At 70.5% G+C, this 19125-nt stretch carries 16 protein-coding genes; 9 read left to right on the forward strand and 7 right to left on the reverse strand.

Annotated elements, in window-relative coordinates; genetic code table 11:
* Nucleotides 1-2: 2 nt before the first annotated feature.
* The 3 genes from ACZ7OH_RS50895 to ACZ7OH_RS50905 are packed head-to-tail and all read right to left on the reverse strand — an operon-like array spanning nt 3 to nt 4323.
* Entirely contained in the window at nt 3-1601 is a 1599-nt protein-coding gene (locus ACZ7OH_RS50895) for an acyl-CoA carboxylase subunit beta (protein ID WP_470287555.1), read from the reverse strand.
* Entirely contained in the window at nt 1598-3163 is a 1566-nt protein-coding gene (locus ACZ7OH_RS50900) for an AMP-binding protein (RefSeq protein WP_470287556.1), read from the reverse strand. Before ACZ7OH_RS50900 ends, ACZ7OH_RS50895 begins: the two co-directional genes overlap by 4 nt.
* A gap of 8 nt (nt 3164-3171) precedes the next feature.
* On the reverse strand, nt 3172-4323 hold the full coding sequence (locus ACZ7OH_RS50905; protein ID WP_470287557.1) for an acyl-CoA dehydrogenase family protein: 1152 nt from the start codon (nt 4321-4323) through the stop codon (nt 3172-3174).
* A gap of 69 nt (nt 4324-4392) precedes the next feature.
* Here ACZ7OH_RS50905 and ACZ7OH_RS50910 point away from each other — a divergent pair, with 69 nt between their 5' ends.
* Entirely contained in the window at nt 4393-5013 is a 621-nt protein-coding gene (locus ACZ7OH_RS50910; protein ID WP_470287558.1) for a TetR/AcrR family transcriptional regulator, read from the forward strand.
* Nucleotides 5014-5084: 71 nt separating this feature from the next.
* Complete coding sequence (locus ACZ7OH_RS50915; RefSeq protein WP_470287559.1) at nt 5085-6749, forward strand: AMP-binding protein; 1665 nt, start codon at nt 5085-5087, stop codon at nt 6747-6749.
* On the opposite strand, the gene ACZ7OH_RS50920 is transcribed toward ACZ7OH_RS50915, so the two are convergent.
* Complete coding sequence (locus ACZ7OH_RS50920; RefSeq protein WP_470287560.1) at nt 6746-7480, reverse strand: alpha/beta fold hydrolase; 735 nt, start codon at nt 7478-7480, stop codon at nt 6746-6748. The genes ACZ7OH_RS50915 and ACZ7OH_RS50920 overlap by 4 nt on opposite strands.
* 254 nt (nt 7481-7734) lie before the next feature.
* On the opposite strand from ACZ7OH_RS50920, the gene ACZ7OH_RS50925 reads away from it, so the two are divergent.
* On the forward strand, nt 7735-8178 hold the full coding sequence (locus tag ACZ7OH_RS50925; RefSeq protein ID WP_470287561.1) for a hypothetical protein: 444 nt from the start codon (nt 7735-7737) through the stop codon (nt 8176-8178).
* Nucleotides 8179-8395: 217 nt separating this feature from the next.
* Here the strand turns inward: ACZ7OH_RS50925 and ACZ7OH_RS50930 are convergent, their stop codons facing one another.
* Complete coding sequence (locus ACZ7OH_RS50930; RefSeq protein ID WP_470287562.1) at nt 8396-9082, reverse strand: hypothetical protein; 687 nt, start codon at nt 9080-9082, stop codon at nt 8396-8398.
* A gap of 82 nt (nt 9083-9164) precedes the next feature.
* Nucleotides 9165-9299: a hypothetical protein gene (locus tag ACZ7OH_RS50935; protein ID WP_470287563.1), complete on the reverse strand. Its 135-nt coding sequence runs from the start codon at nt 9297-9299 to the stop codon at nt 9165-9167.
* A 108-nt stretch (nt 9300-9407) separates the two neighbouring features.
* Between ACZ7OH_RS50935 and ACZ7OH_RS50940 the strand changes: the two genes are divergently transcribed.
* The 4 genes from ACZ7OH_RS50940 to ACZ7OH_RS50955 all read left to right on the forward strand — a co-directional run bounded on the left by ACZ7OH_RS50940 (nt 9408) and on the right by ACZ7OH_RS50955 (nt 16127).
* Nucleotides 9408-12995, forward strand: coding sequence for a hypothetical protein (locus ACZ7OH_RS50940; protein ID WP_470287564.1), 3588 nt, complete (start codon nt 9408-9410; stop codon nt 12993-12995).
* Nucleotides 12996-13130: 135 nt separating this feature from the next.
* The gene (locus tag ACZ7OH_RS50945) at nt 13131-13571 is read left to right on the forward strand and encodes a hypothetical protein (protein WP_470287565.1); all 441 of its coding nucleotides are present in this window, start codon (nt 13131-13133) and stop codon (nt 13569-13571) included.
* A gap of 229 nt (nt 13572-13800) precedes the next feature.
* Nucleotides 13801-15060, forward strand: coding sequence for an esterase/lipase family protein (locus ACZ7OH_RS50950; protein WP_470287566.1), 1260 nt, complete (start codon nt 13801-13803; stop codon nt 15058-15060).
* A gap of 11 nt (nt 15061-15071) precedes the next feature.
* Nucleotides 15072-16127, forward strand: a complete 1056-nt coding sequence (locus ACZ7OH_RS50955; RefSeq protein ID WP_470287567.1) for an alpha/beta fold hydrolase — start codon at nt 15072-15074, stop codon at nt 16125-16127.
* A 265-nt stretch (nt 16128-16392) separates the two neighbouring features.
* Here ACZ7OH_RS50955 and ACZ7OH_RS50960 read toward each other — a convergent pair whose 3' ends face one another.
* Nucleotides 16393-16644: a hypothetical protein gene (locus ACZ7OH_RS50960; protein WP_470287568.1), complete on the reverse strand. Its 252-nt coding sequence runs from the start codon at nt 16642-16644 to the stop codon at nt 16393-16395.
* 1077 nt (nt 16645-17721) lie between these two features.
* On the opposite strand from ACZ7OH_RS50960, the gene ACZ7OH_RS50965 reads away from it, so the two are divergent.
* Together ACZ7OH_RS50965 and ACZ7OH_RS50970 are read left to right on the forward strand one after the other, a co-directional pair.
* Nucleotides 17722-18192 (forward strand): hypothetical protein, encoded by a 471-nt coding sequence (locus ACZ7OH_RS50965; protein WP_470287569.1) that lies wholly within the window; start codon nt 17722-17724, stop codon nt 18190-18192.
* 3 nt (nt 18193-18195) lie between these two features.
* On the forward strand, nt 18196-18507 hold the full coding sequence (locus ACZ7OH_RS50970) for a winged helix-turn-helix domain-containing protein (protein WP_470287570.1): 312 nt from the start codon (nt 18196-18198) through the stop codon (nt 18505-18507).
* Nucleotides 18508-19125: the final 618 nt, after the last annotated feature.

The following is a 19125-nucleotide window of genomic DNA, read 5'->3' on the forward strand; positions in this document are numbered from 1 at the left end:
CCTCACATCCGGAAGACGCCGAAGCCACGCCGGCCCTCGACGCGGTTGGAGTGGACGGCGGACAGCGACATGCCCAGCACGTCGCGGGTGTCGCGGGGGTCGACGATGCCGTCGTCGTAGAGCCGTGCGGTGACGGCGAAGGCGTGCGACTCGCTTTCGATCTGGCTCTCGATCGCCGCCGTGCGCTTCCGGTCGGCTTCTTCGTCGAACTCACGGCCCTGCGAGGCCGCCGAAGCGCGTCCGACGATCGACATCACCCCGGCGAGCTGGGCCGCGCCCATCACCGCGAGCTTCGCGCCCGGCCACGCGAACATCAGCCGCGGGTCGTAGGCCCGGCCGGACATGCCGTAGTTGCCCGCGCCGAACGAAGACGCCATGTTGACGGTCAGGTGCGGCACCGTGCTGTTGGTGACGGCGTTGATCATCTTGGCGCCGTCCTTGATGATCCCGCCCTGCTCGTACTGCGTGCCGACCATGTAGCCGGTCGTGTTCTGCAGGAACACCAGCGGGACGTCGGTCTGGTTGGCGAGCAGGATGAACTCGCTGGCCTTCTTGGCCTCCTCGCTGAATAGCACGCCGCGGTGGTTGGCGAGCACGCCGACCGGATACCCGTGGATGCTCGCCCAGCCGGTGACCAGCGAGGTGCCGTAGAGCGGCTTGTACTCGTCGAAGTCGGAGCCGTCGACGGTGCGGGCGAGGATCTCGCGCGGGTCGAAGGGCACCTTGGTGTCCGGCGGCACGATGCCGAGGATCTCCTCGGGGTCGTAGCGCGGCGGCTCGGGGTTCCGGCGGGGAGCCGGGCCGAGCTTGCGCCAGTTGATCCGGGAGATGACCCGCCGGCCCAGCCGGATCGCGTCGAGCTCGTCCACCGCGAAGTAGTCCGAGAGGCCCGAGACGCGGGAATGCATGTCCGCGCCGCCGAGGGACTCGTCGTCGGCCTCCTCCCCGGTGGCCATCTTGACGAGCGGCGGACCGCCGAGGAACACCTTGGCCTGGCGGTCGACCAGCACCGCGTAGTCGCACATGCCGGGCACGTACGCGCCGCCCGCCGTCGAGTTGCCGAAGACGATCGCCAGCGTCGGGACGCCCATCGAGGACAGCTCGGTCAGCTCGTGGAAGATCCGCCCGGCGGGCACGAACAGGTCGGCCTGCGTGGGCAGGTCGGCCCCGCCGGACTCGACGAGGTTGATCACCGGGAGCCGGTTGACGCGCGCGATCTCCAACGCGCGCAACGTCTTCCGCAGTGAGTACGGGTTCATCGCCCCGCCGCGGACGGTCGGGTCGTGGCCGATGACCACACACTCCACATCGGACACCACGCCGATGCCGGTGAGCACCGAGGCGCCGACCGTGAAGTCGGTGCCCCACGCGGCGAGCGCGGAGAGCTCGAGGAAGGGGCTGTCCGGGTCGAGCAGCAGCTCGAGCCGTTCGCGGACCGGGAGCTTCCCGCGGTCGCGGTGCCGCTGGACGTAGCGCTCGCCACCACCTCCGATGGCCAGCTCCAGCTGCTCCTCCAGCCGGTCCAGGGCTTCCAGTTGCGCTTTGCGGTTGGTCGCGTAGCTCTCGGCGGAGACGTCGAGCAGGGACTTGAGGACGGTCATGCGGTTCCCCCGTAGTGCCCGGCGTGCCGCTCCCGGACCAGGTTCTTCTGGATCTTCCCCGTCGACGTGCGCGGCAGCTCGTCGGCGACGATCACGGCCTTGGGGACTTTGTAGCCGTCGAGCCGGTCCTTCAGCCGGAGCCGCAGGTCGTCGGCGTCGATCCGCTCCCCCGGCTTCGGCACGACCACCGCCGTGATGGCCTCGGTCCACCGCTCGTGGGGCAGTCCGACCACGACGACCTCGGCGACGTTCGGCTCGGCGTCGTAGACCGCGCGCTCGACCTCGATCGAGGCGACGTTCTCGCCGCCGGTCTTGATGACGTCCTTGTACCGGTCGGCGAACCACAGCACCCCGTCCGGCCCGAACCACCCGACGTCACCGGAGTGGAACCAGCCGTGTCGGAAGGCTTCCGCCGTCGCCTCGGGGTTGCGCAAGTACTCCTGCATCGTCGACGGCGCCCGGTAGACGATCTCGCCCTGCTCGCCTCGCGGCAGCAGGCTCCCGTCCGGGTCCATGATCCCGACCTGGACGCCGGTCAGCGGCGTGCCGACCGCGCCGACGTGCGAAAGCTGGTGCTCGGGCCGGAACAACGTCGTGATCGGGCTCATCTCGGTCTGGCCGAACAGCAGCGCGAAGTCGCAGCGGAACCCGTCGAGGCACGCCTTGATCTGCGCTTCGGGCATCGGCGCCATCGCGTAGACCGCGCGCCGCAACGAGGAGAGGTCGCGGCCGGCGAAGGACGGGTGCTCGAGGGCCGCGCGGTACATCATCGGCAGGCCGAAGACCTGGGTGATCCGCTCGCGTTCGATCGTGGCCAGGAACCGCTCCGGATCGAACCCGCGGTGGACGAAGATCGTCGCGCCGACGACGACCGCGGGCGTGCAGAAGGCGTTCAGCTGCGCGGTGTGGAACATCGGCATCATCGCGATGAACCGGTCCGCGGCGGACCAGCCGGAGTCGAGCGCGGCCGACATCGACTCCAGGTGGATCGCCAGGTGCGTCCCGACGACACCCTTCGGCGCCGCGGTGGTCCCGGATGTGTACAAATAGGACAGTGGGGCGCGGTCCTCGACAACCACCTCTGGCGTCGTCGTGTTGTCGGAGAGCACGTCGTCGAAGTCCAGCCCCGCGGCCTCCCCGCCGGTGCCGGGCGCGAGGATCACGTCGGCCACCGCGGGTACCTGCGCCACCGCGGTCCCGATGGCGTCGGCGAGCTGGCGCTCCACGACGATGCCGCGGGCCTTCGAATGGCCGAGCACGTAGGCGACTTCGTCGCCGCGCCAGCCCAGGTTGATCGGGACGCAGACGAGCCCGAGCTTCGCGCAGGCGTAGTAGACGGCGAGGAACTCGGCGCTGTTGGCCGAGGCGAGGGCGAGCACGTCACCGGTGGTGTAGCCGCGGTCGGTGAGGCCGTGGGCGAGCCGGTTGACCCACGCGTCGAACTCGCCGTAGGTCCAGCGGCGGTCGCCGTCGACGACAGCCGGGGTTTCCGGCCGGGCGAACGCGACGCGGGTCAGCGCGTCGCCGACGTTGACTCGGTGGACGAGGTTGTGGTCCGTCATCAGTCCTCCTAATAGGACCGGGGCAGCCCGAGGCTGTGCTGCGCGACGAAGTTGAGGATCATTTCGCGGTTTACCGGGGCGATCCGGAGCAACCGGGCCAGCCCCCAGTACGGCAGCAGCCCGAAGTCCGCCGAGACGCCGTTGCCGCCGTGGGTCTGGATCGCGGCGTCGACGGCGGCCAGCGCGGCCTCCGCGGCGGCGTACTTGGCCATGTTCGACGCCTCGCCCGCGGGCAGCCCGCGGTCGTGCAGGGCGGCCGCGCGGTGCGTCATCAGGGCGGCCAGCTCGGTTTCGATCTTCGCCTTGGCGAGGCTGTGGGCGACCCCTTGGTGCGCGCCGATCGGCCGGTCCCACACCGTGCGGTCCTTCGCGTACCGGCTCGCGACGTCGAGGGCGTAGCGCGCGATGCCGACGCAGAGCGCGGCGCCGGTGATGCGTTCGGGGTTGAGGCCGTGGAAGACCTGCCGGAACCCCGCGCCTTCGTCGCCGACCAGTGCCGTCGCGGGCAGCCGCACGCCGTCGAAGCGCAGGGTGAACTGCTTCTCCGGGAGCATGACGTCGACCGGCAGCGGCGTCACCGTGAGGCCGGGCGCGTCCACCGGCACCAGGAACAGCGAGAGCCGGGCCGTGCCGTCGGGATCGCGTCCGGTGCGGGCCACGAGCAGCAGCGCGTCCGCGGTGTCGACGCCGGAGATGTAGTACTTCTCGCCGTCGACCACCCACTCGTCGCCGTCGCGGCGGCCGGTGGTGGCCAGTTTGTGGGTGTTGGAACCGGCGTCGGGCTCGGTGATGGCGAAGACGACCTTCTGACGGCCGCTCGCCAGGCCCGGGAGCCACTCCTTGCGCTGCTCCGGCGTCCCGAACTCGGTGAGCACCTCGGCTGAAATCGCTTCGGTGACCAGCAGGAGCAGGATCGGCGCGCCCTGCGCCGCGCTTTCCTCGATGACGATGGTCAGTTCGGCCAGGCCGCGGCCGCCCCCGCCGTACTCCTCGGGGATGTTGACGCCGATGAACCCCGCGTCGCCCAGCGCGTGCCACAGCTCGGTGCATTCCCGGCCTTCGCGGGCGTGCTCGACGTAGTAGCGGCCGCCGAAGGGGGCCGCGATGGCGGCCACCGCGGCCCGGAGGTCACGGGTCTCATCGCTCTCGAGCACGTCCACACCGACGCTCCTTAGTGATTTACTATTCACTAATAGCGCACCGTAGCGCCCGTCTGCGAGGATGACAAGATGACGGCACCCTCTCCGGCCACGCGCCGCAAGCGCGACCCCGAACGGCGGGAGCGGATCCTGACCGCCGCCGCCGAGCTCACCGCCCGGCGGGGGTTCCACGCGATCGGCATGGCCGACATCGGGGCGGAGGCCGGCATCGTGGGCTCCGGCGTCTACCGGCACTTCGAGAACAAGGACGCCATCCTGGTCGCGCTGCTCGACCGCGTGATGGGCCGCCTGCAGGACGGGGCCGCGGCGATCCTCGCGGCCGGACCGGACGACCGGACCGCCCTGTCCGGCCTGATCCGGGACCACGTCCAGGTCGCCATCGAAGACCGCACCGTGCTCGCGGTCTACCACCGCGAGATCCACAACCTCCCCGAAGACGAGCGGCGACGGCTGCGGAGGTTGCAGCGGCACTACATCGAGGACTGGGTCCACGTGCTCGCCCCGCTGCGGCCCGAGCTCGCCGACGGCGAGCTGCGGCTGGCCGTGCACGCGGCGATCGGCGCAGTGCAGTCCACCCTCTTCTTCCGCAGCGGACTCGCGCCCGAGCGGCTCGCCGAACTGCTGGACGAGATGGCGCACGCCTGTCTGGGAGTCTCGCGGGCACCGACGACGTCAGTGAATGGCGAATAACTATCTTCTTGCGTCGGTGACCTGGGTCACGGCATGCTGGTCGGCGGGATCGACGGCGAAGGAGCATCGGTATGACCGCGACCGAGCACACCGCAACCCTGGTCGACGTCGAGACGCTGCGCGGCCGCCGCGCCGTGCACCGCTGGGAACGGACGTCGATCGGCGACGTCTTCGAACGCCTCACCTGGAGCCGCCCGGACCAGGTCGCGCTCGCCTCGGCCGACGGCGCCCATGGTGAAGAGCGATTCGCGACGGTCACCTACCGGCAGGCCGACGAGGCCGCCAACCAGCTCGCCCACGCACTGGCCGCGACGGGCCTGGCTCCCGGCGACCGCGTGCTGCTGTTCTGCGAGAACACCGTCGAGGCGTTCCTGGCCAAGATCGGGATCGCCAAGGCGGGCATGGTCGCCGTCCCGCTGAACCCGGGCCTCGCCCCCGACGTCCTCGCCCACCTCGTCCGCCTGACCGAGCCACGGCTGGCGATCGTCGACGCGGAACTCTGGCCACGGCTGGAAGGTGTCGCGGACCTGCGCGTCGGCGCCACCATCACGGTCGGCGGCGGCCCGGTGGCGGGCAGCCCCGCGTTCGGCGAGTTCCTCGACGGGCAGCCGACGTCCGAGCCGGACGTCGAGATCCACGGCGACGACATCTTCCAGCTGCTGTTCACTTCCGGCACCACCGCGCTGCCGAAGGGCGTGATGCTGTCGCACAGCTACGTCCACCTGGCCGGGCTCAACTTCGCGCTCTCGCTCACGCGCGGCCTGCGCCACGAGGCCGACCTGCGGGTCTGCACGTTCCTGCCGATGATCTACCACGTCGGCGACGCGCTGTTCACGTACTCGACGTTCTTCGCCGGCGGCACGCTCACGCTCGGCCGCCGTCCCGCTCCCGGCCCGGTCGCCGCGGCGCTCGCCCGGTCCGGCGCCACCGCGGTCTGGGCCGGCTCGCCGCAGTTCGTGGCCGCGCTGGCCGACGAGTTCGACGCGGACCCGGACCTGGACCTGACTTCGCTGACGGCGCTCGTCTACGGCTGGGGCGCCCTGTCCCCCGCACTCATGCGGCGGCTCGAAGCCCGGACCGCGCCGGGGTTCGTCGCGGTCGGGATCTTCGGCCAGACCGAAGCCATCGCCTGCCACCGGTTCTGGCCGAGCGCGTGGCCCGAGGTGCACGCCCGCACGGCGCCCGCGATGAACTACGTCGGCGTGCCGAGCGGCCTGCTCGCCTCGGACGTCGTCGACGAGCTCGGCGAGCCGGTCCGCGGCACGCCGGGTGAAGCGGTCTACCGGTCACCGGTGATGACCGCGGGCTACTACCGTGACGCGGCCGCGACCCGGGAAGCCTTCCGCGACGGGTGGTTCCACTCCGGCGACTCGGCGGTGGTGGACGACGACGGCTTGCGCGTCATGGTCGACCGCTACAAGGACATCGTGAAGACCGGCGGCGAGAACGTCTCCAGCATGCGCGTCGAAGCGGTGCTGCACGAACACCCGGCGGTCCTGCGCGCAGCGGTGATCGGCCTGCCGCACGAGCACTGGGGCGAGGCGGTCACGGCCGTCGTCGTCCCGCGGCCGGGCACCGAACCCGTTGAGGCCGAGCTGATCTCGTACTGCCGCGAACGCCTCGCGGGCTACGAGACCCCGAAAGCGATCGTCCTCGCCGAAGCACTCCCCGAAACCGTCGGCGGCAAGATCCTCAAGTACAAGCTGCGCGCCCGGCACGCGGACCTGTACCGCTAGCCGTGCCTGCCGAGGGCTTTTTGCACCCACGTCAGCATTTCGCCGGTGACCTCGGCACGGTTCGTCTCGTTGAGGATCTCGTGCCGGGCGCCGGGGTACACCCGCACTGTCAGGTCCTTGATCCCCGCGTCCCGGTACCGCTGCACCAGGACGTCGAACAGCGCGAGGTTGCCGTTCACCGGGTCCTGGTCACCGACAGCCAGATACATCGGCAGGTCCGGACGCATCCGCACGACCTGCGCCGGGTCGGCGAGCCGCCGGGCACCCTCGAACATGGCTTTGGTGTTGGGGGTGTCGATACCGAAGCCACACAACGGATCGGCGACGTATGCGTCCACTTCGGACTCGTCGCGGCTGAGCCAGTCGTAGTCCGTTCGCTGCGGCTGGAACGGCGCGTTGAACATCGCCAGGTCCAGCGGCTGGTCGAGGTCCAGGGCCGGCTCCAGGACGTCGAGCGCCGCCGTGCCGGTGAGGATCACCGCCTCCACGTCCGCGGAGTGGTCGAGCAGGTACTGCTGCGCGGCGAACGAGCCCATGCTGTGCGCGAGCACCACGACCGGCAGTCCCGGCTGCTCGTCGCGGATCCGCGACGTGAGGGCTCCGATGTCGGCGACCAGCGCCGCCCACCCGTCCGGCCCGAGGTCACCCGGCGCGGCCGCCATAGAGGCGCCGTGACCGCGGTGGTCCTGGCCGTAGACGACGAACCCGCGCTCGGCGAACGCGCGCGCCACCCCGGTCGTAGCACCGGACGTGCTCGCCCATCCCGTGGGTCAGCTGCAGGACGCCGACCGGCGCTCCCGCGGGGTCCCAGCGGTAGGCCGTCACGGCTCCGGGCAGGGTGAAGGTCGCGTCGGGCATCGGCGCCTCCTCTCCTCGCCCCACCCTGCCGCACCGGGCGGGCGGTGACGACCCCCATCGGGGAGGGCATTCGCCGGGTCCGCGGTCACAATCGGCCGAACAGAGCAACCGACGATGGGAGCCGGCCGTGACCGACGACGTTCACGCCGGGTCGCCCCGCTGGCACGCCCCGCGGCCGGCCGACGCGATCCTGCGGTCCGCCCGCGACGTCCTGCGCGTCGTCGCGACGCTCACCGGCGCGCCCGAAGCCGGCACCGTGCGGGACCTGGCTTCCGCCGAGTCCGCACTGCGCGCCGCCGAACACGCCGTGCTCCGCCGGCTCGGCTCGGCCGAAGGCGGTGCGAAGGCCCAGCTGACCGCCGGAGGCAACGCAGCCATGCAGGCCCTGCTCGCCGACCGGCGGGTCCTGGCCGGGGTCAACCTCGACGGCCAGTTCTGGTCGCCGACACCGGCGTCCGGGCTGAATCGCCCCTTCCTCATGGTCGGGCGCGAGCCCAGCACACGCCCACCGGCCCGGACCGGACCTGGCCGGAGACGTGGTCACACCTCACCGGCTGGAAGCGGTGGCTGACCGTCGTCGATGCCGGCCACGTCAGCTTCACCGACATCTTCGCCCTCACTGATCAACTCGGCATTTCCCCGCCTGGGACGATCAGCGGGGAAGGGATGCCCCGAGCCGTTGCCCGACGCACCGACCCCAGCGAATCCGGAGGTCGAATTCTGGTCCTGAAGGGCGGCTGCGCTGGGCTCGTCCAACTGCGTGACCGCGCCGGCGGACGAAGAACTCGTCACGATCGTGGGGATGCCTTGGTGCCGCGGCCCTTCCGGCCGGTCGCGGATCTTGGCACCGGCCGCCGGGCACCGAGCACCGCGGCCAGCCCGAACAATCCCGCGAGCAGGGCGGCCGCCGCGCCGAGGAGGATTGTGTCGACCGGCAGCGCATCCGGGTCCATCTCGTCCGCCGGGTGCGTGGCCACGATGCCGGCTGGGTCTTCGACCACGTCGACGGTCTGGCCGGCGGACATCCGTTCACCCACGGGCACCGCATCGTCCAGCGTGGTGCCGTCCGGGCGGCGCAACCGCGCCGTGCAGGCGGAACCGCCCTTGACCTTCCGGCATTCGGAGGAGACCGCGGTCGCGCTGTACCTCGTGCCGTGCGCGGCCACATATCCCACGGACGTGAAGGCCGAGCACACGATGTACAGGCAAGTGACCAGGAACACCGGGAACATCAGCCACACACGCCCGGAGACGATGATGACCGCGCTCGCGGCCACCGCGGCGAGCAGCAGGCCGAGCACCAGCCCCGCCGCGCTCGCGAGCGTGCTGGCACTGACGAACCCCAGACCCGTCCCGGCGCCGAGCACCACCACGCCCAGCCAGCACAGAACCATACGCAGCGCGACAACCCTGCCACCGGGCGACGTCTTCGGCCGATCGGAATCCCTTGACGCGCTGCGCTCCTCGACCGGCATGCCGGGATCATGGCACGTCAACGTACGGATTCGCAGCCGTTCGGACGCTCCCAGGTGTCGGCGGCCACGCTGACGGCCGACTTCACTGCGGCGGCACCGCGGCGGCGGACGAGCCGGTGAGGCCGGCGCTGGGCAGCCGCCGAATGGCGCCGCCGGTGGTCTGATCGGCGTAACCCGGCGTGATAGGGAACCCGGAACGGTCGTCGTCCGTCACCATGAGGGCCGTCGGTAACGACGGTGGGAGTCCGCGTGGTGAGGGGAAGCACATGGGGTCGGTGCACCGCGGCCGCGCTAGTGGTCACAGCCGTCCGGCGGGTGGTGCATGATGCCGGAGGGGAACCCGCTGGTCGCGGACGCCGAGAAGGACCCGAACGGACCGGGTCCGCTGACGGCGGGCAACAGTGGTTACGGCTGGGCGGGCGGCATCGGCATCGCCCAGTCGTCGATGGACGCGTTCAACGGCATCAAGGACGGCGACTGGGTCTCCGGCGGACTGGGGATGCTGTCCCTGGCCGGGGAGATCGCCGGGGCGGCGGTCGACCCGTTCGGGTACCTGATGTCGTCGGTGGCGTCGTTCCTGATGGAACACGTCCAGCCGCTGAAGGACATGCTGGATTCGGTGGCGGGCAACCCGCCGGTGATCCAGTCCTACGCCGACACCTGGGGCAACGTCTCGAAAGCGTTGGGGGAACGCAAGACCGACTTCGACAACGCGGTCAAGAACGGCACCACCGGCTGGACGGGCGCGGGTGCGGACGCCTACCGCAAGTTCGCGGCGGAGCATTCCGAGGCGCTTTCGGGCGCGGCGACGGTGGCCGGTGCGATCAGCACGGTCACGATGATCATGGGTCAGGTCGTGTCGTTCGTCCGCGAGACGGTGCGGCAGCTGATCGCGGACTTGGTGGGGAAGCTGATCGCGTGGGTGATGGAGGAGGTCTTCTCCCTCGGGTTCGGCACGCCGGTGGTGGTGGCCCAGGCTTCGGCGGCGATCGCCAAGTGGGGCAAGAAGATCGGTGACCTGCTCAAGAAGCTGACCGACACGATCCGCAAGGTCTCGCCGCTGCTGTCGAAGCTGGTCGACGTCTTCGAGAAGATCGCGAAGGTGTTCGGCAAGGTGCTGGGCAAGGTCAGCGGTCTGGACGGGTTGCACGTCAAGGAGGGCGGGTTCGTCCACAAGATCCCCAAGGAGGAAGGGGGCGGAGTCCACGCGCGCGCCCATGGCGAGGGTTCCTCCGGCGGCGACGGTTCGCACAGCGGGGACGGCGAACCGTCGTCCACCGCCTCGGGCGATCCCGGCCACGCCGGTTCGGGCTCGCCGAGCTCCGACCCGATGACGACCGGCTCCGGCTCCCGGCGCGGCTCGGGCCGGGACGGCGATGGCTCGCCGTCCGCGCACGGCGAGGACGGTGCACCGTCGCACCCGGGAGACGGGGACAGTTCGCCCTCGGCCCGTGATGGCGGTGGTTCGCCCGGCAGCAGCCCCTCGGCGGTGCGCTCGGGCGACAGCACGCCGCATACCGGCGCCGGGGACAGCACGCGTTCCCCCTCCGGCGATGCCAGCCCGTCGCCGACCGGCGCCGGCGACAATTCCCTGTCCCACGCGGAAGGCAGCAGCCCCTCGCCGTCCGCGCACGGCGAGGACTCTGCGCCGTCGCACCCGGGAGACGGGGGCAGCTCGCCGTCGGCCCGTGATAGTGGTGGTTCGCCCAGCAGCAGCCCATCGGCGGTGCGCTCGGGTGACAACACGCCTCCGCCCGCCGCGGAATCCAGTCCGGCACCGACCCACTCGGGCAACGGCGGTCCGGCGCCCACGCACACCGGTTCGCCGAGCCACGCCGATGGCGGCAGCCCGGCGCAGCCCTCCGCGCGGCCCGACGCCCCCGGCTCGCACGCCGGCGGCGACACCCCGAGCAGCGCCGTACCGCCGCGGACCGACGGTGCCACCACCGCCAGCGGCACCGCGCCGGCCGCCCCGCCGGCCGGCGAGCCCGGCACCTTCCCGTCGCCGCGCGGCGGGGACGGCGCCGCGTCCGGTATCCCGCCGCAGGGTGGCAGCCCGATGACGGGCGGCGGCATGCCGGGCGGTGGCGGTGGGCTCGGCGGCGGTTCGCCGCGCGCCGGCGGCGGTGCTGGCTGGACCGGCACCCCGGGTCGCGCCGGCACGCACAGCCCGCACGTCGACGCCCCCGGCCGTCCCCGCGCCGGCGGTGACCTGACCGAAGGGCGCCCGAGCCCGGGCGGCGACGCCCGACGTCCGCGCACGCCGGACACCCCCGAACCGGGGGCCCGCGGCTTCGGCCCCGGCACGCACGGCCCCGACACCAGCATGTCGGGGCACGGCCCGCACGAAAACGGCCCGCACGACAGCGCCGGCCACCACGACCCGGACGGCGGTGCCCCACCCCACGACGACCCCGGGCCACTGACCCCGGACGAGGTCAACACGCAGTACTCCGAACACACGCAGTCGGGTACCTCGTACCACGGTGAAGATCCGAAGATGAGCGACCTGGCGCACCTCGTGAAGCCCGACCCGCACGGCCGCTACACCGTCGACGTGCACGTGACGGCGGACGGCCACGCCCGGATCGGCGACCGGCTCTACACGCCCGAGGAGTTCGCCGACATCCTCCGCCGCAACGCCGACTACGACGGCCGCCCGATCCGCCTGATCGGCTGCGACGCCGGTTCCAACGACTTCGCACACCGGCTCTCCCATGAACTCGACACCGAAGTCATGGCCCCGACCAAACCGGCCTGGACCGACTCCCACGGCCGCGTCTTCTCCACCGACTACGAAATCGGCCCCGACGGCAAGATGCGCCCCCGCATCCCCCCGGACGGCGAGTGGAACACCCACCACCCCGACGGCTCGACCCACCGCGCGAGCGATGACGGGTTCGCCGCCGGCACGGACGGCACCCGCAAGCACGATCTCGACCCCGACGACGCACGCGCCCGGGGTGACGAAGAAACACAGGCCCGTAAGAAAGTTCACGACGACCTCCTCGAGCGGCTCAACCGGCACGACGAAGGCTCCAAGAAGCTGCTTGCCCAGTACTGGAACCAGGGCGAGGGGAACGACCGGATCATCAGCCGCAAGCGGACCGACGCGACGCACGACGGCGTCGAACTGCCCGTGCTCCGCCGGAACGAAGACGGCGACTTCGAGATTCACGAGCCCAAAACCAAGAGCGACAACGTCAAGTCCGAATACAAGGACGGCAGCCGGCGGACCGGCGGGCGCGACAGCGCGCCCGCGGAACTGCTCGAGAACGCCGACCTGCTCGCCGCCGGGCGGCCCCACATCTGGTCGTATCTGGATGAGGCGAACAAAGAACTCAAAGGTATTCACAACCCGAACAGCAGCTTCTCGACCCCGCTGGACAAATTCGACCAGGCCGGGTTCAACGACGTGCAGAGCAACCACTGGAACAACAAGCTGGGCGACATCGCCGCGGACCACGCCGTGCTCGACGGGCTCAAACAGCCGGAGTTCGAGGCTCGGCCGCTGCGGCGCGTGGACGTGCCCGACCGGGGCGCCGACCACTTCGACCAGATCTACCAGGACGCCGACGGCAAATACGTGATCGTCGAGGCAAAAGGCCCTTCGGCCGACCTGGGCGCCAATGGCGGATACCAGCAGGGCCATCCGGAATACGTCCGGAACGTCATCGCGAAGATGATCGAGCGGGGTGAACCCGAGGCCACCCACGCACGCGAGATGCAAGCGCAGCTCGACGACGGTCGGCTGCGGTACTTCGCCGTGAAGGCTCAGGTCGACGAAGCCGCTCAGGACAACCGCTCGGCCGCGCAACTGGCAGCGTTGCGGGCCCACGCCCGACCCGCCGACCGCTACGCCGGCTACACCGTCAAAGAGTTCAACCTCGCCATCGAGACGAAGAAGCCATGAGCGCCTGGCCGGTCACCGCCGCGGACGCCGAGCGCCCAGCAGCGCTTGGGATCGAGTGCCGCAAACCCACGCCGCCCATGCGCCCGCCATCCGGTGCCGGCCGGAGTCGAGGGGCCACCCGAGTATCCGGTTCCTGTGCTGCACCAACTGCACGGCGGCGGCAACTGCCGGCTCAACGGTGTCCTCTACACCGCCGCGGTCGTGCGGAAGCATCGGCACCCAGCTGACGTTGCTGTGGTCGCCGACCGGGTCGGCCTCCACGACCCCGGCCGGCCGGCCATTCCCTTTCGCAGCAGGATGCTGGTGTCCCACCTCAACGGCGACCACCCGGCCGCGGAGATCTGGCTGCCGATGGGCGAAGAACCAACCTACGCCGACGACGAGAAGCTCATCACCACCCTGCACCAGGCCATGCGCTGGGCCACGGCCCCTCGCGACAACATCCGCACCTCGGGGCATCAGCGCAGGGTCGCCGCCCGTACCTCGTCGAGAGCGTGGCGGGCGCTCAGGTCCGATACGCCGCGTCGCTTCTCGCGAACACGTAGTGTCCGACGACCTCCAGTGCGCGCGCCATGACCTCGAGCGGTGTGGCGGTCGCGGCCGCTGACGTGATGGCGTCGACGCGGCGGCCGCCCCTCACCCGAGGCACCCTGGACCGAGCACCTTCGGCGACCCGTGACCGCACCCCTCGATATGGTGCCCACGACCACGTCCGAGGCGCGCGGGGCGTGGCCGGCGCACATTGCCCCGGCTCGTCCGGTGGCCGATAGTTGCGGAGTTCCCCCGGTGTCGTGAGGAGCCCGTCGTGCGCCTGCTCAGTCTGGTGGCCGCTGCCGCCATCGTCGTCGGTGTGGAGGTCGCCGCGCCGGCGCCGCCGGTTGCCGCGGCCGCTCCCGCCTATCTGACCAACGAGGCGACGTTCGGCACCGTCGCCAACGGGTGGGACAGGGTGGAGCGCTACCGCGACACCACACCGGGATTCGCCGATGAGCAGTATCCGCCGGACGGGCGGGGCAACCAGGACGGGCAGCGGCTGACCTTCTTCGGCGGGGTGGCGCAGCCGTCCTCGTCGCGGTTCCTGCTGTACTCCGCCCCCGGGTGGTCGACCGGCGCGAAAGCCACGCCGGTGCTGCTGGTCCACGGCGCCAACGACAATCCCGACCGGGCCTGGGCCAATCCGAACGAGTCCGGCGGCTTCGGGTGCGGTTCGGCGACGTGCCCGTCGACCGGGCTGATGCAGTACCTCAGCTCGCGCGGGTACCGGGTGTTCGCCATCGGCTTCGCGCACAAGCAGGGCGAAAACCGCCAGCAGGCACAGCAGGTCGGTGACGCGATCGCGCTGATCAAGTCACGGCTGGGTGTGCCTCAGGTCGATCTGGTCGGCTGGAGCAAGGGCGAGCTGTCCACCCGGATGTACGTGTCCTCGGTGAAGCCCCCGTGGGGACGGGCCTACGCCGGCGACGTGCGCAAGCTGATCACCCTCGGCGGCCCGAACGGTGGCTACGACTACCCCTTCGCGCACGGATACGCGCACGACCTGTCGATCTGGCCGGAGTGCGGCGTCAACATCAACGCGCCGAGCCCGCACACCAGGATGACCTGCTACGGCGCGTACACCTACCACCCGGAACTGTCGATCACCCCCACCGCCGGCTGGGACACCTACCCCGGGCAGCGGCAGATGCTGGCCCGCTTCGACAGCGCGTTCGGCGTGGACGGCTCGCAGCAGGACTGGTACACGACCTACTACGGCGGCCAGGGCTACTACACCGACGGGACGGGCATCCAGGCCGCGATCGACGCCGGGTCGATGATCTCCGCCATCCAGTCCGCCGGCACCCCGGCAAGCGTCTCGGTGTACCTGCTGGCCGGCGGCTCGCCGAGCATCGTCGGCGTGTTCAACGAGAACCGGGGCCCGAGCGACGGGATCGTGTTCGTGGCCAGCGCGTTGGACAGCACGGGCATCGGCCACCTCGCCGCGACCGCGCTGGTCGGTTCGGTGAACCACTTGCAGCTGGGCTGGGCGTCGGCGTCGATGTCCCAGGTGACGAGCTGGCTGGCGTGAAAGGGACGACAGTGACCACACTCCTCGACGGAATCACTTCGGCCAAGGTGCCGACCGAGCGGCTGACCACACGCGTGCTGGAGGTGGCCGGCCGGGAGCACGGCGAACCGGTCGTGTTCGTCCACGGCAACGTCTCGTCCTCGGCCTTCTGGCAGGAGCCGATGCTCGACCTGCCGCGGCGGTACCGCCCGATCGCGGTGGACCTGCGCGGATTCGGCGGCACCGATCCGTTGCCGGTGGACGCGACGCGGGGCGTGCGCGACTACGCCGACGACGTGGCCGCCACGCTGGCCGCGCTGGACGTCGGCGCCGCGCACCTGGTCGGCTGGAGCATGGGCGGCGGCGTGGTCCTGCAGCTGCTGCGCGAGCACCCCGCGCTCGCGCGCACCGTGACACTGGTCAACCCCGTCTCGCCCTACGGCTTCGGCGGCACCAAGGGCGCGGACGGCGAGCTGGTCGACGCGGCGGGTGCCGGCTCGGGTGGCGGTGGCGGCAACCCGGACTTCGTCGCCCGGCTCAAGGACGGCGACACCTCGGACGAGTCGCCGTTCTCCCCGCGACAGGTGCTGCTGGCCTTCTACGTCAAGCCGCCGTTCCACCCCGCGCGCCTCGACGACCTCGTCGAGTCGATGCTCACCACCCGGGTCGGCGACGATCACTACCCCGGCGACTTCACCACGACCGACGCGTGGCCGGGCGTCGCGCCGGGCACCCGTGGCGTGCTCAACACCATGGCGCCCGGCCATTTCCGCCTCGACGACCTCGACGCGATCGAGCGCAAGCCCCCGATCCTCTGGGTGCGGGGATCCGACGACCAGATCGTGTCCGACACCTCCATGTTCGACCTCGCCCACCTCGGCCGGCTCGGCGCGGTGCCCGGCTGGCCGGGCGAGGCCACCCATCCCGCGCAGCCGATGGTCACCCAGACCAGAGCCGTCCTCGACCGCTACGCCGCGGCGGGCGGCGACTACCGCGAGGTGGTCATCGCCGACACCGGGCACAGCCCGCACATCGAGAAGCCGAAGGAGTTCTCAGCGGCACTGCTCGAGGGGTTGGCCAAGGGCTGAAAAGCATCCGACACCGTCATCCGCCGCGTGCGCTGGGGGCCGCAGGTGCGTCTCGGCAACTGAGGTCAACAGCTGGATCGACGGGTTGAACGCGCTCCGGACAGCCGCTGGGCCGTTCTACCTGACCGTAATCGTCGAGGCCGAAGCGCGTCGGGAAGCCCGCGTCGGATGGCCGTCTTGACCAGGTCTGGTCGCCGCCGCTCACCTGTCTTGTCGCGGATCCGGTCGAGGTAGCCCAGCTCCGTCCGGACGCCGATGTCGAAGATCAGCGCGATGTCGACGTCCCGCTCCCCGCCGCCAACAGCCGCATCACCTGCTCGTCGCGCGGCGACGGCTCGACCTCGCCCGCGGTCATCACCCAGTCAGCATGGTCCTCGACGATCATCTCGGCGACCATCGCCGAGACGTACGCGCCGCCGCCGGCGGCCGTTTTGATCGCGATCAGCAGGTCCTCGGCGTCCACGCCTTTCGGCAAGAACCCGCGCGCCAGCCGCGATGCACCGAGCACGATGTCCACCTCCGCCCAGGCGGCCCAAACGCCGAGGAAGCGCACCACACGCGAGAAAGCCGCTGCCAGAAGGCGCCAAGGTGGCTCACCCACTCCGGGAAAGCGCAGATCAGCTGAAGAGGCTGTCCCCTCCTCGCACCAGCACAGTTCGACCGACGACCATCGTCGGCGCGGCAAGAGGTTCACCGCTCGGCAGCAGACCGCTTGTGGTCCTTTTAGGACCAGAATTCGACCTCCGGATTAGCCGGGGTCGATGCGTCCGGCGACAAGGCCTACTCCTCACGCGCGATCCGCGGGCATCTGCGCGAGCGCGGCATCACCGCCGTGATCCCCGAGCCCGCCGATCAGGTCGGGCATCGCAAACGCCGCGGTTCCCGCGGCGGACGCCCACCGGCCTTCGACGCGGTTGACTACCGCGGCCGCAATGCCGTCGAACGGCGGTTCAACCTGCTGCCGCTAGCGGCAGCTGTTCACCGGGGCCGGCTACTCCGAGGACGGACACCGAGTTCCCCGCCCCACGGCCGCACAACAGCTCTACCGCGGACCCGTCGCCGACCGCCGCCGCAACTGGTCGTGGACGGATTCCCGCGACGTCGCCCGCACCTACGCCGCAGGCGCACTGGTCGAACCCGAATGGCTGCTGGCCCCGCAACACCGACCGCGACGAATTCGAGTACATCGTCGACACCGACGGCCTGACGATCGTCCCGGTCACGGCTTTTTCGTAGCGAACGCCCACATCGATCCGAATTGGGCGCTCAGACCTGCCAAAGTTATCGGTCGATGACCTTGGCGATCATGCTGCCCACCACGCCTGCCGCCGCACTGAGGAACACCGTGGCCAGCACCAAGGACACCCCCATACGCGGCCGAGTCAGCGCGCCGAGCCACGTCCCGTTGACGAGAAAAGCACTACTAATGCGGTGTCCAGTTAGGTTCGCCGGGGTGGGTGAGGCGTTGGCCACCCCAGAGGGGGCACTTCCACCCCCCTGAGGCAAGTACTTGCCTCAGAGGAAAGTGCCTGGTAGCTTTCCCCTTGGGCAATTACTTGCCTAAAGGGTTATGCGCCGCGAAGGGGTGGCAGCAATGAGCGAACCGGTGAACGAGCCGACGCCAGAAGAAGCGGCAGCGGCACTGCGCACGGCCCGCGAGAGCCGGGAGCGGGTGGCCGTGTCCGCGCTCGGTGCGCGGTGGATTCCGATCGTCGCCGGCCTGGTCGTGTTCGGCTACATCGTGGCCACCGACCTGCTTCCCGTGACGAGGCCCTGGCTGACCTGGGTCGTGCTGGCCGCCGCGCTGCTGCTGGCCGTCCTCCTGCGCACCAGGATCGGCGGCAGCCTGCTCGGCCGGCCGGTCGCGGTGTCGAGCCGGACCCTGCCTCCCGCCATCTGGCGCGTCGTGCCCGTCATCGGCCTGGCGATCGCCGCGGCCGTTGCCGTCCCGCTGCTCCACATCCCGCACGGCGCGATCTGGTACGGCGCGCTGGCCGGGCTCTACATCATCTTCCTCGGCCCCAGGTTCCAGCTGTGGCTGCTTCGCCGGCAAGACAAGGACTGAGCAGTGGCCGAACTCGACCAGCTCCTGCTGGACCCGACGAGACTGGCCATCGTGGCGCTGCTCTCCGCCGCCGAGTGGGCGGAGTTCGGGTTCGTGCGAGACGCGGTGCAGCTCTCCGATTCCGCACTGTCCAAACAGATCTCCACGCTTTCGAAGAACGACTACGTCGACGTGCGCAAGGGTTACGTGGGCAAGAGGCCGCGCACTTGGCTCAACCTGACCGACAGCGGCCGCGACACCCTGGCCGGGCACCTCGCCGCCCTCCAGGCCATCGCCGCGAAAGCCCGTGCGGACGGCAGCCGGCACCCGCGCTAGTGCTGTGTCCAGTTGGGTTCGACGGGCGGTCAGGCGGCTCGGGATCGTCGCGCGGCCACCTTCGCCAGTAGACCGTGTCACCGTTGTCACTCAATACAGCCGGCAGGAGCTCATCGTTGCTGAACGGAATCTCTTCGCCCCCGCCGCGAAGGCAATCGAGCGTCCGGTTCACTCGTTCGATGCAGTGTTCGAGGCGGATCGCCTCGTGACCGGCCGTCGGCTGCAGGACGTGCAAGAAATCATCGAACACCCCAGGTCCATAGTGCCCGACCAGCCACTTGTAGTCACTGGGCAATCCTGTGCCGATCCGCGTTCCAGAGCCGCCCAGTCCACTGGTCCCGCCGAGGAACGCTGCGGCTTAGGGATGCGACGCGCCAGATCATCATGCGTGGTCATGGTCGCCATCCCTGCTAACCAGCTCACGTATGCAGAACATCCTGTCATGCCGATGAGCGGGCGTGTTCTCATCATCTGACGGAGATCACCGCTCTGCCGTAGCAGCACGTGTGCCTGCTCAGCTAGTTGTGATGTCCAGGGACGTTGTCCCGAGTTGAGGTGACCGGTGGCGGCCTGTCGCGCAGACAGGTGAAGGCCTCCGGATGTGAAGTGGAGCTGTCT

This window comes from Amycolatopsis sp. NPDC114478, from assembly GCF_055633805.1.